At 71.5% G+C, this 16346-nt stretch carries 11 protein-coding genes and 1 pseudogene; 6 read left to right on the forward strand and 6 right to left on the reverse strand.

Annotated features, from left to right (window positions below):
* Positions 1 to 32: 32 nt before the first annotated feature.
* The 4 genes from AB5L52_RS40085 to AB5L52_RS40100 all read right to left on the reverse strand — a co-directional run bounded on the left by AB5L52_RS40085 (position 33) and on the right by AB5L52_RS40100 (position 6009).
* Positions 33 to 1532, reverse strand: a complete 1500-nt coding sequence (locus AB5L52_RS40085) for a glycoside hydrolase family 43 protein (protein ID WP_369368163.1) — start codon at positions 1530 to 1532, stop codon at positions 33 to 35.
* Positions 1533 to 1569: 37 nt separating this feature from the next.
* Entirely contained in the window at positions 1570 to 3717 is a 2148-nt protein-coding gene (locus AB5L52_RS40090) for an alpha-galactosidase (protein WP_369368164.1), read from the reverse strand.
* A 15-nt stretch (positions 3718 to 3732) separates the two neighbouring features.
* Entirely contained in the window at positions 3733 to 5718 is a 1986-nt protein-coding gene (locus AB5L52_RS40095) for a beta-galactosidase (protein WP_369368166.1), read from the reverse strand.
* 114 nt (positions 5719 to 5832) lie between these two features.
* On the reverse strand, positions 5833 to 6009 hold the full coding sequence (locus AB5L52_RS40100; protein WP_351562587.1) for a hypothetical protein: 177 nt from the start codon (positions 6007 to 6009) through the stop codon (positions 5833 to 5835).
* Positions 6010 to 6715: 706 nt separating this feature from the next.
* Here AB5L52_RS40100 and AB5L52_RS40105 point away from each other — a divergent pair.
* The 3 genes from AB5L52_RS40105 to AB5L52_RS40115 all read left to right on the forward strand — a co-directional run bounded on the left by AB5L52_RS40105 (position 6716) and on the right by AB5L52_RS40115 (position 11767).
* Positions 6716 to 8821 carry a family 1 glycosylhydrolase gene (locus AB5L52_RS40105; protein WP_369368168.1) on the forward strand — a complete coding sequence of 702 codons (2106 nt, stop codon included), beginning with the start codon at positions 6716 to 6718 and terminating at the stop codon, positions 8819 to 8821.
* Positions 8818 to 11100: an alpha-xylosidase gene (yicI, locus tag AB5L52_RS40110; RefSeq protein WP_369368170.1), complete on the forward strand. Its 2283-nt coding sequence runs from the start codon at positions 8818 to 8820 to the stop codon at positions 11098 to 11100. Before AB5L52_RS40105 ends, yicI begins: the two co-directional genes overlap by 4 nt.
* 394 nt (positions 11101 to 11494) lie before the next feature.
* Positions 11495 to 11767 (forward strand): hypothetical protein, encoded by a 273-nt coding sequence (locus AB5L52_RS40115; protein ID WP_351018627.1) that lies wholly within the window; start codon positions 11495 to 11497, stop codon positions 11765 to 11767.
* A gap of 327 nt (positions 11768 to 12094) precedes the next feature.
* Here the strand turns inward: AB5L52_RS40115 and AB5L52_RS40120 are convergent.
* Both AB5L52_RS40120 and AB5L52_RS40125 read right to left on the reverse strand, forming a co-directional pair.
* Positions 12095 to 12310, reverse strand: a pseudogene (locus AB5L52_RS40120) (leucine zipper domain-containing protein); the annotation flags it as partial.
* 49 nt (positions 12311 to 12359) lie between these two features.
* Positions 12360 to 12758, reverse strand: a complete 399-nt coding sequence (locus AB5L52_RS40125) for a VOC family protein (protein WP_369368172.1) — start codon at positions 12756 to 12758, stop codon at positions 12360 to 12362.
* 92 nt (positions 12759 to 12850) lie between these two features.
* Here AB5L52_RS40125 and AB5L52_RS40130 point away from each other — a divergent pair, with 92 nt between their 5' ends.
* From AB5L52_RS40130 to AB5L52_RS40140, 3 genes are all read left to right on the forward strand, one after another.
* Positions 12851 to 13840: a helix-turn-helix transcriptional regulator gene (locus AB5L52_RS40130; RefSeq protein ID WP_369368174.1), complete on the forward strand. Its 990-nt coding sequence runs from the start codon at positions 12851 to 12853 to the stop codon at positions 13838 to 13840.
* A gap of 537 nt (positions 13841 to 14377) precedes the next feature.
* Entirely contained in the window at positions 14378 to 14848 is a 471-nt protein-coding gene (locus tag AB5L52_RS40135; protein WP_351562575.1) for an anti-sigma factor antagonist, read from the forward strand.
* 124 nt (positions 14849 to 14972) lie between these two features.
* Positions 14973 to 16220 carry an ANTAR domain-containing protein gene (locus AB5L52_RS40140; RefSeq protein WP_351562573.1) on the forward strand — a complete coding sequence of 416 codons (1248 nt, stop codon included), beginning with the start codon at positions 14973 to 14975 and terminating at the stop codon, positions 16218 to 16220.
* The last annotated feature ends 126 nt before the right edge of the window (positions 16221 to 16346 follow it).

Here is a 16346-nt window from a genome sequence, read left to right on the forward strand (position 1 = left end):
CTCGGTTGTCGGGCTGGTGGTCGGGTCGGTCGTCATGGTCTGAGGGGCTCGTAGTCGAACCAGTCGAAGTGGACGGTGCCGGCCGCGGCGTACATGCCGATGACGCGGCCCGTGAAGCCGCCGGCGACCTCGGTCGACAGATAACGGCCGTCGAGGGTCGCGAGCACGGTGAAGGTGCCGTCCGGCTGCTCGACGCCGAGGGAGACGACGTCGGGGCCGGTGCGGGCGTCGTGCGGCGGCGGAGGGTCGGTGATCGTGAGGGCGAGGACCACCGGCCCGTGGGGTACGGCCTGTGCGGCCACCACCGTGCGCAGGGAGCCGACGCGCGCGATCACCCGCACTTCGCGGCCGGACGCCTCGATCGCGTAGTGGTGCCGCTCGTCCAGCCGCACGGCCAGGCCGCCGGTTCCGTCCGAGGGATCGACCAGGGTCCGTGCGCGGCACGACAGGTGCTGCTGGCGCCGGCCGGTGAAGACGACGTCGGGTGCGTCGAGGTCGACACCCCGCGCGCGGAGCGTCAGCCATCCGGGGCGCTCCTTCGTGGTGCAGAGTTCGGCCGGGCGGTCCCGCACGGAGATCCACGACGGGCGCAGTTCGCTCAGGTCGAAGTCGTCCCGCGGCTCCTCGACGGGTCCGGGGACCAGAGGCCACGGGAGTTCCGGCAGGTCCAGGGCGACCTCGCCGACCACCGGCCAGCCGTCCACCCAGGTCACGGGCGCCAGGAAGGTCTCCCGGCCGAGCACGTGCCAGCCAGGCGTGCCGCCGCCCGGCCGTACCCCGAGCAGCACCATCCACCACGAGCCGTCGGGCGCCTGGACCAGATCGGCGTGCCCGGTGTTCTGCACGGGGTGGTCGGTGCCCCGGTGGGTGAGGATCGGGTTGGCCGGGCAGGGCTCGAACGGGCCGCTCGGTGTCAGACCGCGGGCGATCGCCACGCCGTGGCCGCGCTCGGTTCCCCCCACGGCGATGAGCAGATACCAGTAGTCGCCCATCCGGTACAGGTGCGGCGCCTCCGGGGCTTTGTCACCGGGCACGCCGGACCACAACTTCCGCGGTGTCCCGTACGTCTCGCCGGTGTGCAGGTCGATGCGGACCTGCGCCACCCCGGCGAAGGTGCACCAGCAGGTGCCCTCCTCGTCCCAGGCCAGGTCGGGATCGATGCCGGGCACGCCGGGAAGCCGGATGGGGTCCGACCACGGTCCGGCGGGATCGGTGGCGGTGACGACCAGGTTGCCGCCGCCCTCGCTCACGTTGGTGACGATCAGCCAGAACCGTCCGTCGTGGTGGCGCAGGGTAGGGGCGTAGATCCCGGCGGAGGACGGCACGTCGGCCGCCAGTCGCAGCTGGCTCGGCCGGTCCAGGGCGTTGCCGATCTGTGTCCAGTGCACCAGGTCACGGCTGTGGAAGAGGGGTACGCCGGGGAAGTACTCGAAGCTGGAGCAGGCGAGGTAGTAGTCGTCGCCGACCCGGCAGATGCTGGGGTCGGGGTGGAAACCGGGGATCACGGGGTTGGCGGGGCCGGTGTCTGACAAGGCACCAGGTCCTTTCGGTATACGGGATGTACGTGGCTCAGCCGGATGTTTCGTCTGGAGAGGGCGCCTCGGGGAGGCTGAGCCGGAGCAGCACGGCGGAGGGCACGGTCGGCAGGGTCACGGTGAGGTGGCCGGTGTCCGGGTGCCAGGCGGTGGTGGCCCGGCTGGTGGAGGGGTAGAGCAGGTCCGCGCGGACGTGTGAGCCGCGCAGGTGCGGCAGGCGGAGAGTGGCGGAGGTGTCGGTGCCGGGTCGGCGCCAGGCCGTGAGGTAGGTGGTGCTGCCGCTGCGCAGGGCCAGCGCGAGCCAGGGGTCGTCCCAGGCGGGAAGGCCGAGGGGCCAGCAGGGCACGGCCTGTGCCAGGTCGGCGCGGAGGGCCTTGTATACCGTCACCGCCTCGTGGACGAGGGCGCGGGCCTCGGGCCGCAGTTCGGGCAGTCGGCCGGAGAGGTGGATACGGCCCAGGAGGGCGTTGGCCATCGTGAACGCGACCTCGTCGAGGGAGTCCTCCGGCTGCGGGTAGGCCCAGACGGCGCCCTGCTCGGGGGTGACGGCGGTGGGCGCCGAGGCCGCGATGGGCGCGTAGAGCCGGAGGTTCTGCTGGTCACTGGTGGACTGCACCTGCATCCGGGACAGCAGGGCGTGGTCCCATCGCATGCCGCCGGAGGAGCAGTTCTCCAGCACCAGGTGGGGGTGCCGGTCGAGGATGCCGTCGAGCCAGTCGAGGTGGGCGCGGTTGTGGCCGAGCAGCCCGGCGCCCGGCGACTCGCCGGGACGGCTGTTGGTCCCGGAACCGGGGTCGATGTTGTGGTCGAGCTTGAGATAACCGACGCCCCACTCGCCGGCCAGGCGGTCCACCACCCGGTCCAGGTGGGCACGTGCGGCGGGGTGACGGAGGTCCAGGTGGTACCGGCCGCTCTCCACGACACGGACCCCGTCGCGGCGGAAGAACGCCTCGTCGGGCAGGATCCCGGCCACGGGGCTGTGCACGCCGACCACTTCCGGTTCCAGCCACAGCCCCGGGACCATGCCGCGTTCGCGGATCCGGTCCAGCACCTCGTGGATGCCCCTCTGGCCGGGGAAGCGCGAGGCGGCCGGTTCCCAGGCGCCGACGGTGGTCCACCAGCCGCCGTCACCGTCGTCGTACCAGCCGGCGTCGATGACGAAGTACTCGGCGCCGGCCTCGGCCGCCGCGTCGACCAACGGCAGGAGTTTCTCGGTGGTGGGGTCTCCCATCAGGCAGTTCATGTAGTCGTTGAAGATGACGGGCAGTCGCCTGTGGTCGGGATGCGGGCGGCGCAGGGCGCGCCGGTAGCGGGTCAGTGCGGCGAACGCGGCGTCCGGTCCGCCGTCGGCGCTGAACGCCACAGCGGCGGGTACGGCGCTGAAGGACGCCCCGGGTGCCAGGGCATGCCGCCAGCCGTGGTGCGTGTCGGTCGGCCCGAACAGTGCCGTGTACGCCGCGCCGTGGCGTTCGCCGCACTCCCAACGCCAGCCGCCGCTGTGCTCGATCTGCCACACCCAGGTGCGGCCGGAGTGGCGGTCCGTCAGTCCACCCATGGGCAGATGACCACAGCTGGACCAACTGCCCTGCCCGGTCAGGGCGAACCCTCCTTTGCCGTTGCCGAAGTGCACGCGTCCGCTCAGGACGGGCGAGGTCAGGCGCATCGGACGGCGCTGCCACCGGCATTCGGCGAGCCAGTCGTTGTCCGCCCACAGCAGGTCCGCGGCGTCGATGGCCGCCGGACCTTCCGCGGTCAGGCGGCCCACGACGAGAGAGCCGACCGACTCCAGGAACAGTGTCTCGCGTCCTTCGTTGCGCAGGGTCACCTTGCCGCGCACGACGGGCACACCGTCGGGCGAACGGTATGTCACGTCAGCGGCCAACCCGGTCTCCGGATCGTGGAGTTGGACGGTCAGTGTGTGCCAGTCGCCCTCGCGCGCCGTGTGGTGGGACCGGTGGCGCAGCCGCCCGCCGATCGTGGTGTCGACGAGGCGGTTGCCCGACCAGCCGCGGCCGTGCCCCGCGGCCGTCACCTCCACCAGGGGCAGGGAGGCGACGGGGCTCGCGTCCCCGTTGGCGGGCGGCCCGAGGTGGGTCAGGTGGGGACTGCCGTCCTCGTCGAGGTCGATCCGGAGCCCAAGGGCGTGGTGCCCCCAGCGGATCGTGTGCTGTTCCTCGGTCATGGTGGCCTCTCGGAGTCAGGTCCTGCGCAGCACCGCGCAACCACCGGGGGCCAGCTCGTGGACCGTGGCGCCGGTGAGCAGGTCGTGAGCGGTATCCGGCAGCGGCACGGTGTCCGCGCGGTGGTTGAGCAGGAACTGCCAGCGACGGCCGTCGGACGCGTGCCGGGTGACGGCTTCGACACCGCCCGGCAGACCCGGCAACTCCGGCTCGACACCAGCCTCCTGCAGCAGTCGACGGACCAGAGCGCCGTAGTCGGCGTCATCGAGGCGGGTGGAGACGTACCAGCCCTGTCCGGTTCCGAAGCGGTGCCGGGTCAGTGCCGGGCTTTCGGTGAGCATGCCGTGGGTGTAGGTGGCGAGCGTCTCGGCGCCCTCGCTGCGCAGGGACTCGCTCCATACCGAGCCGTGCGAGCCGTCCGACAGGGCGATCCGCTCATCCGTCCGCAGCGGGCGGTGCTCCTCGACACGGATGCCCAGGGCCTCGCGCAGCGGCCCTGCGGGATAGCCGCCGAGCCGGGCGTGCATGCGGTCGTCGACGCATCCGTTCGCGTGCTGGACGAGGAGCGTCCCGCCGCCGGCGACGTAGCGGCGCAGGTTCTCGGCGCCCGCGTCGGACAGGAGGAACAGGGCCGGCGCGACGACGAGCGCGTAGCGGCTCAACTCGTGCTCGGCATGGGCGAAGTCGACCGTCACGCCGGCGTCCCACAACGCCCGATGCGCCCGGCTCAGCTCCCCGTGGTAACCGAGGCCGGCGGAGGGCAGGCCGTCAACGCTCAGGGCCCACCAGGCGTCCGCGTCGTGCAGGACGGCCACGGACGCGTCGACCGTGGAACCCGCCAGCTCGCCGAGCCGGGCGATCGCCTCGCCGGTCCGGGTGACCTCGCGGAAGATACGGCTGTCGGGGCCCGCGTGCGGGACCATCGCCGAGTGCCATGTCTCGGCACCGGCCCGGGACTGCCGCCACTGGAAGAAGAGCGCGCCCTCCGAACCGCGCGCGATGTGGCCGAGGGTGTGGCGCAGGATCTCCCCGGGCTCCTTGCCCAGCACCCGGCCACTGTCGTAGACGGTGTTGGTGCCCTGTTCCATGAGCAGCCATGGGCGGCCGCCGCCCAGGGAACGGACGCGGTCGGCGTGGAAGGCGGCGTCGGCGGCGGCGTCCAGGCCCGGCGCCCCCGGGTAGTGATCGGAGGTGACCACGTCGAGCTCGCGGGCCAGGGCCCACAGGTCCAGGTTCTGGTAGGCGGGCAGCATCAGGTTGGTCGTCACCGGCCGGTCGCTGTGCGCGCGGATCGCGTCGCGCTGCTCGCGGTAGGCGGCGACGGTCTCGTCGGACCAGAAGCGGCGGAAGTCCAGGCTCTGGCCCGGGTTCTTGTGCCACTGCGTCGCGCGTGGCGGCAGCACCTGTTCCCAAGAGGTGTAGCGCTGGCTCCAGAAGGACGTTCCCCAGGCCTCGTTGAGGGCGTCCAGTGAGCCGTGGTGGGCGCGCAGCCATACCCGGAAGGCCGCCGCCGCGTGCTCGCAGTGGCAGAGGGTGGCGTACTCGTTGTGCACGTGCCACAGCGCGAGGGCCGGGTGGTCGCCGTACCGTTCGGCGAGGGCCGAGGCGATCCTGCGGGCCGCGTTCCGGTAGGCGGGTGCGGCCAGGCAGTAGGTGTCGCGGCTGCCGTGGGTCAGACGGGTGCCGTCGGGTGTGACCGGGAGCGCGTCGGGGTGGGCGAGGGTGAACCAGGGCGGCGGGGAGGCCGTCGGTGTGGCGAGGTCGACGGCCACGCCGTTCGCGTGCAGGCGCTCCAGGTGGGCGTCGAGCCAGGCGAAGTCGTAGCGTCCCTCCTCCGGTTCGAGCAGGGCCCAGGAGAAGACGCCCACGGTGACCAGGTTGACCCCGGCCCGGCGCATGAGTGCGTCGTCCTCCTTCCAGACCGGCTCGTCCCATTGCCCGGGGTTGTAGTCCCCGCCGAAGGCGAGCCCGCCCAGACGGCCGGTGATGATGCGAGTCGTCATGACGGTTCCTCAGGTGCGCGGAGTCGTGTCGTGCTCTGGCGGGTGGCAGGCCTCGGTGCCGCCAGGAGGTGGAGGCCGGCGGCCGTCGTGGCCGTGGTGGGGGAGCGGTCCCTGTCACGCGGCGGGGAGGGGCGAGCGGGACCGCTCCCGGTCCGGGGATGTGCCTTCGGCGCGGTACGGGTTCAGCCCGTGACGGTGCCGGTGCGCACGCCGGTGCGGAAGTGCTGGAAGTTCCTCGGTCTGCTGGGGCTTCAGCCGTGCGTCGAGGTAGTTGTAGATGCTGGTGGACACGCCCATGAAGGTGCGAGGTGTGCTCTTGCCGTCGGCCCTTCCACTGCGGGGGGGGGCACGTCCGTGATGCCCTTCGGCTCCAGGATGTCCTGCCGGCAGAACACGGCGCCGGTGACGAGAACCTGCTGGCGGAGCGGGTATGCCGGACGGATACGGCGTCAAGTTCGCGGGCTGCGTCCCGGCCGGCTCGCCGACGTTGAAATGGGAGCACCACCAGTAGGAGTTGCCGGGCGTCGGCCCGCCGTCGCTGCCCGGCACCGAGGCGATGTCCGGTGCCACGGGCGTACCCGGCACATGGTCCGGCAGCGCCGCCTTCAGACCCGCCTTCGTGTTCGTACCCGTGTGTCGCTGTCCGCCACCCCCGTGGGCGGACGGCAACGGAGCCAGTGCGGCCACTCCCGGGAACGAGGCGGCTGCGCCGACGAAGCTTCTGGGGTTCAACGCGTGTGGCATGGTGGCGGCTCCTTCCCTCCGGGAGTGTCGAAGCGCTTCACTCGATACGCGAAGTTAACGGAAATGTTTTATGCGAAACAAGAGTGCGAACCGAAAGAGAGGTTCTTTTCGCAGGTCCATTGACAGTCGGTCATGACGATGGAAGCGTCGATGCGCTTCGACATTTTCCCTTCACCCGACATCCACTCTCGCCTGTTGAGGGGTCTGACTCGTGGGTTCTCCCTCCCTTTCCGCCACCGCGGACTGCCGTTCCGTGATCCCGCGCTTGGGCATCGCCTCGTTCCGCACCGGGACAGAGGCGTTGCACGGCGTGGCTCGGCTGGGGGTGGCGACCGTCTTTCCCCAGGCCGTGGGGCTGGGAGCCACATGGGACGAGGACCCGTTGCACACCGCGCGCCTCGGTACCGCGTACTGCCGGGGGCCGGCCGGCGAGTACGACCTGGTCGCCTTCCGCCCGATCGTCGCCTCCGGATCGGCCACCGGCGCGATGGCCGCCTACAACCTGGTCAACGGCCGCCCTCGCCGCGTCAGTCCGCTCATCGAGGACGAACTGCGGTGCGGGGCAGGGCAGACGGGCCATGAGCCGTTCGTGGTCAGCGACGAGGAAGCGCCCTGCAACCTGGTGGAACTGGAGCACTACTTCGAGGACCATGCCGCCTCCCACGCCGCCGCGCTGAAATCCGGTATCGACAGCTTCACCGACCACCGCGAGGACAGCGCGACCGTGATCGGCCGGCTGCGCGAGGCTCTGGAGCGCGGACTGATCGAGGAGGAGGACGTGAACCGGGCGGTGCGCCATCAGCTGCAACTCCGCTTCCGTCTCGGCGAGTTCGACCCCGATCTTGATCCGTACGCCGACATCGGCCCGGAGATGATCGACCGCCCCGAGCACCGCACCCTGGCCCTGCGCGCCGCGACCGAGCCGGTGGTGCTGCTCAAGAACGACGGCCTACTGCCCCTCGACCCGCAGCGAGCACCACGGATCGCCGTCATCGGGCCGCACGCCGACGCCCTGTACGAGGACTGGTACAGCGGCACCATGCCGTACCAGGTGGGCATCGCGATCGGTCTGCGAGCCGCACTCGCAGACGGCGACGGCCACGTGGTCCGCGTGCTGGGCGCCGACCGGATCAGGCTGCTCTCCCGCACCTCCGGCAAGCCGCTGGGCGGGACCGCGTTCGACGTCCAGGAGTGGGGCGACGGCGTCCTCACCCTGTGCGACGACGACACGGGCGGCTACCTCGGCGTCCAGGGCGACGTTGCCCTCGTCGCCGACCGGGCGCTGCTCACGTCCTGGTTCGTCGATGAAACTTTCCGTCCGGAGCCCGACCCGGACGCCGAGGACGAGACCTTTCTGCTCCGCAACGTGCGCATCGGCCGCTACGCGGGCCGGGATACCGCCGACGGCCGGGTGCGCGTCACCGCCGAGAGCCCCGAGACGGCCGAGCGCTGGCAACGCGAACTTCTGCGCGACGGCCAGGCCGAGGCGCGGGCCGCCGCAGAAGAGGCCGACGTGGCGATCGTCGTCCTCGGCAACCACCCGGTGATCAACGGCCGGGAGACGGAGGACCGTACCGGAATCGACCTGCCCGAGCCCCAGGAGGCGCTGCTGCGCGCGGTCGCCGCGGTCCTGGACCGCATCCACGCCGCGTCCGACCGGCTTGAGGGCATCGCCGCCCGCCGTCGCGCCGAGACCCTGCACAACGACATCTGGACGGAACCGCTCTTCGCCGGACGCCACCCCGCGCACGAGGCCGAGACCTGGGCCGGGCTCGCCGACGGCCCCTGGCGGTTGCCGGGCGACCTGGACCTGATCGGCACGCCGCTGGACTTCCTCGGCGTGAGCTTCTACCGGCCCCTCACCGTGGCCGCCGCACCGCACCGCGTCGCCGACCCCGGCCAGCGCACTGCCGTGGACATCGGTGTGGCCGAACTGGACCCCTACGGCACGCGGCAATCCACCATGGGCCGGCCGGTCGTCCCGTCCGCGTTCACCGAACTGCTCTGTGGCCTCCAGGTCCGCTACCCGCAGTCGCCGCCGATCTGGATCACGGAGAACGGCTCGGCGGAGGCCGACACCGTCGCACCCGACGGCCGTATCCACGATCCCGACCGTGTCGGCTGTCTCGCCGAGCACCTCGCCGCCGTGGCCGATGCCATGGCCGCCGGTGTGGACGTACGCGGCTACTACGCCTGGTCGCTGCTGGACAACTTCGAGTGGGCACGCGGCTACGACCGGCGTTTCGGACTGGTCCACGTCGACTACGACACCCTGGCCCGCACCCCAAAGGACAGCTACCGCTGGTACCGGGGTCTGATCACCGCGCACCGTGCGCGTACGGAGGAACCTGCCCGATGAAGTTCACGGACGGCTACTGGCTGATGCGCCCCGGCTGCACGGCCCGCCATGCCACCGAGGTCGCGGACGTCCGCGCCGACGACCAGCGGATGACCCTGTACGCGCCCGTGAAACACGTGCGCCGGCGCGGTGACACCCTCAACAGCCCGCTGCTGACCGTGGAGTGCTGGTCTCCGGCCGAGGGGGTCATCGGTGTGCGGACGACCCACCATGCCGGATCGGTGCGCCGGGGACCGGAGTTCGCGCTGCCCGGCGCCGGTCCGGAGGCCGGCAAAGTGCGTCGGGACGGGGCGGTGCTGGAACTGGTCTCAGGCGAACTGACGCTGCGCGTGGACACGGAACAGCCGTGGCGACTGGAGTTCTCCGCCGGCGGTCACGTGCTGACCTCCGCGGGCGAGCGCGGCACCGGGTTCGTCACCGACGCCGAAGGCCGCCACCACATGCTCGGCCAGCTGTCGTTGGGAGTCGGAGAGCTGGTCTACGGCCTGGGGGAGCGCTTCACCCCGTTCGTCAAGAACGGGCAGACGGTGGACATCTGGCAGGCCGACGGCGGCACCAGCAGCGAACAGGCCTACAAGAACATCCCGTTCCACCTGACCAACCGCGGATACGGCGTCTTCGTGAACCATCCCGGCAGGGTCAGCTACGAGGTCGGCTCGGAGGCCGTCGGCCAGGTCCAGTTCAGCGTCGAGGACCAGTCGCTGGAGTACTTCGTCGTCCACGGCCCGACCCCGAAGCAGGTCCTGGAGCGCTACACCGCGCTCACCGGCCGCCCGGGCCTGCCGCCGGCCTGGGCGCTGGGCCTGTGGCTGACCACGTCCTTCACCACCGACTACGACGAGGCCACGGTCGGCCGTTTCATCGACGGCATGGCCGATCGCGGTATCCCGCTGAGCGTGTTCCACTTCGACTGCTTCTGGATGCGCGCCCACCAGTGGTGCGACTTCACGTGGGACGCCGAGACCTTCCCCGACCCGGAGGGCATGCTGGCTCGGCTCAAGCAGCGCGGACTGCGCGTCTGCGCCTGGATCAACCCGTACATCGCCCAGAAGTCACCGCTGTTCGAGGAGGGCCTGCGCGAGGGCCACCTCGTACGGCGTCCGGACGGCAGCGTGTGGCAGTGGGACCTGTGGCAGGCAGGCATGGCCCTGGTCGACTTCACCAATCCCGCCGCCCGCGAGTGGTACACCGGCAAACTGCGCACACTGCTCGGACAGGGCGTGGACTGCTTCAAGACCGACTTCGGCGAGCGCATCCCCACCGACGTCGTCTGGCACGACGGCTCCGACCCGGAGCGGATGCACAACTACTACACCCACCTCTACAACCAGGCCGTCTTCGACCTGCTGCGCGAGGAGCGCGGCGAGGGCGAGGCGATGCTGTTCGCCCGCTCGGCCACCGCCGGCGGTCAGCAGTACCCCGTGCACTGGGGCGGCGACTGCGGCTCCCACTTCAACGCCATGGCCGAGTCGCTGCGCGGCGGACTCTCCCTCGGCCTGTCCGGGTTCGGCTTCTGGAGCCATGACATCGGCGGCTTCGAGGGCACTCCCACGCCGACCGTGTTCAAGCGCTGGGTGCAGTTCGGTCTGCTCTCCTCGCACAGCCGCCTGCACGGCAGCCGGTCGTACCGCGTCCCCTGGGACTACGGTGAGGAGGCCGTCGAGGTCACCCGCGCGTTCACCCTCCTCAAACACCGCCTCGCCCCGTACCTCCAGCGCGCCGCCCAGCAGGCCCACACCACCGGCGTCCCGGTGATGCGGGCCATGGTCCTGGAGTTCCCCGACGACCCCACCACCGGTCATCTCGACCGGCAGTACATGCTCGGCGATGACCTGCTCGTCGCTCCCGTCTTCACCGACGACGGCACGGTCGAGTACTACGTGCCCGAGGGCACCTGGACCAACGTCCTGACCGGCGTCCGGGTCACCGGCCCCCGTTGGGTACGCGAGCAGCACGGCTTCCACACCCTGCCGTTGCTGGCTCGCCCCGACTCCGTCATCCCTTTCGCCGCCGACGACCAGCGCCCGGTCTCGGCCTGGGCGGACGATGTCGAGCTGAGGGTGCACGCCTTCGCGGACGGTGCTCGCCGCACGGTCGTGATCCCGTCGACGAACGGCCCTGGTGAGGCGGCCCGCTTCGAGGTCCGCCGAAAGGGCGAACGCCTCAGCGTCACGACCGACAGCCCACACTCCTGGCGGCTGCGGACGGGCGGCCCCGACGGCACCCTGCACACCAACGCGTCGGGGCCCGCGACCACCGAGTTCCGTTACGAGGAGTGAACCTACATCGATCGACGTCCCGCCCTCATGGTTCTGTGCACGTGGTGGGCGAAGGGAAGGGCACGAGGCCGTGATCAGGCGGCCGGAAGCGGCCGGCTGGTCTGGACGGTCATGTGCCGAGGGCGTGGTTGTACATGCCGGCGACGGCCTGGATGGCGTGATGCGTCACATGGGCTGTCGGCGGCCGAGCTCGCAGTCCGCTACGAGGTGACCGGGCTGGTCACAGTCCTCAATGAGCGGCGGTGACCGGCACCTTCCCAGCGGTACTGGGCTGCCTATATGGGCCACCCTGGCCGAGTCCCGCCCTGCCAACGGGTTGGTTGGTCTGTTGCCGTAGCTGGTGGGGGGCGGGCGTGGGACGGCATCGGCCAATGGCGGCGCCGCGGGGGCATCTATGCGGAGGAAGGGGCCGAACTACCTTGCGTCGTCGGCGCTCGAAGCCGACGTGGTGGGCTGGTCCCGATATGACGGGACCGGCCGAACCCGTCCGACGACCGGCGACAGCGACGAGCCGCCCTACCGCACGGGGCTTGCCGCGCTGCAGGATGGGTGGCGCCTGTTCCAGGCCTCCCAACTGCTGCCGCCGCAGTCCGGCCACGAGTACGACGTCTCCTTTCCCAAGCACGAGTTCTTCTTCGAGAAGCTGGAGGAAAGCTCTCGCCGTTGAACACACTGTCTGGTCGAAGAGGACTACACGGATGTCATGATGCGACACCACAGACCGGTCAGGTTGGGGCCGGACACGGCACGCCTGAAGTTGGGTCCAGAGCCCTGGCCAGTGAACAAGCCGCGAGGGTGATGCAACTGCTGCACCGCCGCCGGCTCACTGACCGAGGAGTGCTTCACGTGCAGCCTCGGACCAGGTCGCTCGCTGTGCGGTGCTGAATCCCATCCGGTCCAGTGGAAGATGACGTGCATGGCCAGGATGCAGCGGAGGCCGAGGCCGAGACGGTTTGTCTCTGCTGCAGTCGGCTGCGAAGAGGGCGAGCCGGCGGGAGGAGCGGTCGAGTAGTCCGTTCTCGCCGTGCGCGCGCCGGCGGGCGTACCACTTGGCCAGGCAGCGGCGGGAGATCCCGGCTTCCGCAGCCACGTGCGCGATCGGACGTCCGGCGCCGATCCGCGGACACAAGCGCAGACGTCCTTCGAGGGTCAGCGGTGCGTTCCGATGCGCCCTGCTGGTGGCGCTCCCGGACCGGGCGGCCGCGTTCACCGGGAGCCCCGGGGTCTCGGGGCTCCCGTTTGCGCGGCTGTGGGTGGCGTCAGCGTGCGAACTTTTCGATGGCCGCCGGGGTGACGGGGGTGAAGAAGTTGACGAGGTTGCCGTCGGGGTCACGGAACAGCAGCGACCGGTTGCCCCAGGGCATCGTGGTGGGCCCGTTGACGAAGTCGGTGACGAAGCCGGTCAGGTTCTGGTGAACGCGGTCCACGTCGTCGACGAGGAACTCGGTGATCACGCTGCGGTTGTCCGCCGGGCGGGCAGATCCCGGGGCGAACAGCGGGACGGTGCGGGTGCCGGCGATCGCGAGGGTGGCGCCCGCGGTCTTGAGTTCGGCGAAGTCCTCGGTGGCCCACGTCGCCCGCGCCCCTGTGGATCGCTCGTAGAACTCGACGAGGCGCGCTACGTCGCTGGTGATGATGCGGATCGAGACGAATTCCATGGGGATCTCCTTGGCTGCCGGAATCGCTGCACGTCGCAGGCTAGGAGAAATAGTGGACAGAATCGGTCCCCTTTTCGCGTTAGGCTGTGCACATGCCTCGACCCACCGGCCGCGTGCTGACACTCCTGGAGTTGCTGCAGTCGGGCGGCACCCGGACGGTGGCCGAACTCGCCGACCGGCTCGGCGTCGAAGGGCGCACTGTGCGGCGGTATGTGGACCAGCTGATCGACCTGGACGTGCCGGTGGAATCGGTGCGCGGGCGCTACGGCGGGTACCGGCTCGCCCCCGGGTACCGCTTGCCTCCGCTCATGCTCAGCGACGACGAGGCGCTGGCCGTGCTGCTCGGCCTGGTCGCCGGTCGCCGAGCGGGGTTGACGACGACGGAGCGCACGGCGAGCGAGACGGCATCGGCGAAGATCCGGCGGGTGCTGCCCAAGCACATCGCCCGCAGGCTCGACACACTCCTGGAGGCCGTCGCCTTCACGGATCAGCCCAGTGATTTCGACACCCCGAACGCTGAGGTCCTGCTCACCACCGCCGATGCGGTGCGCCACCGCCGACCGGTCTCGATCCGCTACACCGATCGTGACGGACGGCGCAGTGAACGCACATTGCACGCGTACGGGATCGTCGCCCACGCGGGTCGGTGGTACGTCACGGGCCAGGACGCCCAGGTCGGCGAGGACCGAACCTTCCGGCTCGATCGCATCGCAGACGCACGAACCCTGCCCGGCTCATTCGAAGCGCCCGCGGGTCCCGATCCGGCACATCGCCTGTTGTCAGCCTTCTCCACGGCCGAGTACCGGCACGAGGTCACCTTGCGGATCCACGGGACGGTTGGGCAGATCCGCGCCCACCTTCCCGCCAGCGTCGCGAGCCTGGAGGAGTACGCGCCCGTGGCAGGCGAGCACCAGGCGACCGAGCGCTGGCTGCGCGTCGAGCTGCGGGCGGAGCGGCTCGACTGGTTGCCTCCGGTACTCGCCTCACTCGACCGTCCGTTCGTCATCGAGCGCCCCGATGAACTGCGCAACCTCGTCATCGCGCTCGCCGATCGCCTCGCGTCCCACGCCCGCCAGGCCTGAACGCGAGCAAGCCTGACCGCGAGGAACCAATGTCATGAGATGGCACGTGAGGTCACGCGGGTGCGCCCGTAGTCACGGACCGCTACGGCCGTCGCCTGTCTGGTGAACGGGACGTCGACGGTGACACCGGGAAAGGCCGGCGAGCCCGACTGCCGCGCACGGTGCGGCGATCGCCCGGCCCCGGGCGGCGACTTCGCGCGAGACGGGCGCAGCCGCCCGGCGGGCGCACCCCGCCGTCGCACGGGCGCACCCCGCCACCACTCGGACGAGGTCGGCCAGTTGACCGGGCCGGGCGGGCGAGCGGGTCAAGGGGTCGGCCAGGCCGAGCCGCCGGCCACGGGCGCGCCCGGCTCGGCGGGACCGTCGCGACGGCGAGAGGCCGTCCCGCCTCACCCGTACGGCGGTGTGTCGGCTGAACTGCCCGTGGTGCGACACGCCCGAGGCGAATCGTTGCGTCAGGCGCGGGGCGGAGGCACAGTGAAGCCCCGGTCAAGACGCGGCTGGCTGATCCTTCCCCACCCAGGAAGTCCGATCCCCATGGAACACGGTCAGCTGACCCGCGTCCGGGCCCGCCCCGGCCGCCCCACCCTGCTGCTGACACAGACCGTGCACGCGCACCGGCCCGAGACCGGCGCGGTCAGCGTCCTGAAGGCCCGGGGCACGGTCGACGCCTCCCACGCCATGGAGTTCTGTGAAGCGGTCACCGAACACATCGCCCAGGCCGACCGGGCAGGCGAACTCCCCGTGCTGGACATGACCGAGGCGTACGTCGCCTGCGCCGCCGCGGTACGGGCCGTGGACCGGGCGACCCGGGTCCTCGCCTTCTCCGGTCGCGTCCTGCCCGTCGTACAGCCCCGCCCGCAGCTGCGGGACGCGCTGTGCACCGCCGGACTGCCGGGGGTCCGGTTGTACGCCACGATGGCGGCCGCCCTGATCTCCCTCGACTCCCTGTATTCCCCGGCGACCCCGAGACGCGCGGGCCCGCGACCCGGCGGCACCAGTTGGTGAGCCCGGCGGGCCCGGACTCCGCCCGGCGCGGTGGATGGCGCGGCCGGGGGCCGGACATCTACCGTTCCCACGGGTCAGGACGCGGCCGACCGAGTTCCGTGCGATGTCCTGTCCGGGTGATGCCATGAAACCCTCTTCCGCCCCGTCCGCCGCCCCGGCCCCGCTCGTCATCGAGTCGTCCGTCGTCGACGGACTGCCCGCCGAGGGGGCGCTGCTGCTGCGCATCTCCGGCAGCCTCGACGCCGCGGGAGCCCAGGCCTGGTCCGCGGAGCTGCGCGGCCACCTCGAACAGGCGGACCGCGCGGGCCTGCGGCCCGTCCTCGACATGGCGCATGTGCAGCTCGGCGGCGCCGCGGTGCTGCACACGCTCAGCGAGACGACCCGGTCGCGCGCCGGACGCCCGGACCTGGTCATCGTGCGCGCCCGGCCCGGAGTGCGCGAGGCGGTGCACCTCGCCCGCCTGGACGGCGTCCGGCTCTACGCCACCCTCGACGAGGCGCTGCGGGAACTGGCCGGCGCCGCCGCCCGCGTGGAGGACCTGCCCGCCTGGCGCTCGCAGATGGCGGACCCGCTGCGGCCCAGTTACGAGGATCTCCGCAAGGAGGTCCGCGCACTGCGCGCCCGGGTGCGCACCGCACCGGTCATCGGCATGGCCCAGGGCGTGCTCATGGTCCGCTACGGACTGGCGGACTCCGGCAGCGCGTTCCGGGCACTGCGCGAGGCCTCGCAGCGGTTCAACGTGCCGTTGCGTGTCCTCGTCTCGGCCGTGGTGGTGGCCCGGCCCCCGGACGGCGACGTCTGGTTCCCGGGCCGGCGCCCGCTGCCCGTGCCGCAGCTGCGGATCCTGGCCCGCGACGGCCTGGACCCCCGCTATCGGCGCCGGATGATCGACGCCGTCCTGCACGCGGCACTGGCCGTCGGGCGCGCACCGGGCGGCTATGTGCGGTTCGTCGACCCGGCCGTGCACGCGCTGATGCTGGAGACCCACCACGGCTGCGCCGACCCGTTTCTCGACCACCTCGTGCGCGGCCGCGACGAGGGCACGGCCGACACCCTCGCCCGACTGCGCGGCCGCCGGGTGTGCGTGCCCGACGTGGCCGGCGACGCGCTGCTCTCCGAGGAGGCCCGGCACGTCCTGCTGACCACCGGCACGGGCGCCCTGCAGAGTGTCCCGGTGCTGTCCGCGGCCGGCTCCTGCACCGGCGTGATCACCCTGCACTGGCCCGAAGCCGGGCACCGGCCGAGCGCCGCCGAGGCCGAGACCCTCGACGCACTGGCCGCGGAGACGGCGGCCTGGCTGAGCTGGTATCACCGTTCGGTGCTCCTGGACGCCCTCGAACACGTCCACCGGACGGTGACCGGCTCAACGTAGCCTGTGCCCTGGACTGGGCGGGGCTGTGTCCATGTGCGGCTCCGCCGCGGAGCCGGACCGGCCACGACATGCCCGCGCTCGGCGGACGACGTCGTGCCCCGGGCTCGGATCCGCTCTCGGCCCGGG

It is taken from the genome of Streptomyces sp. CG4, from assembly GCF_041080655.1.
GTDB lineage: Bacteria > Actinomycetota > Actinomycetes > Streptomycetales > Streptomycetaceae > Streptomyces.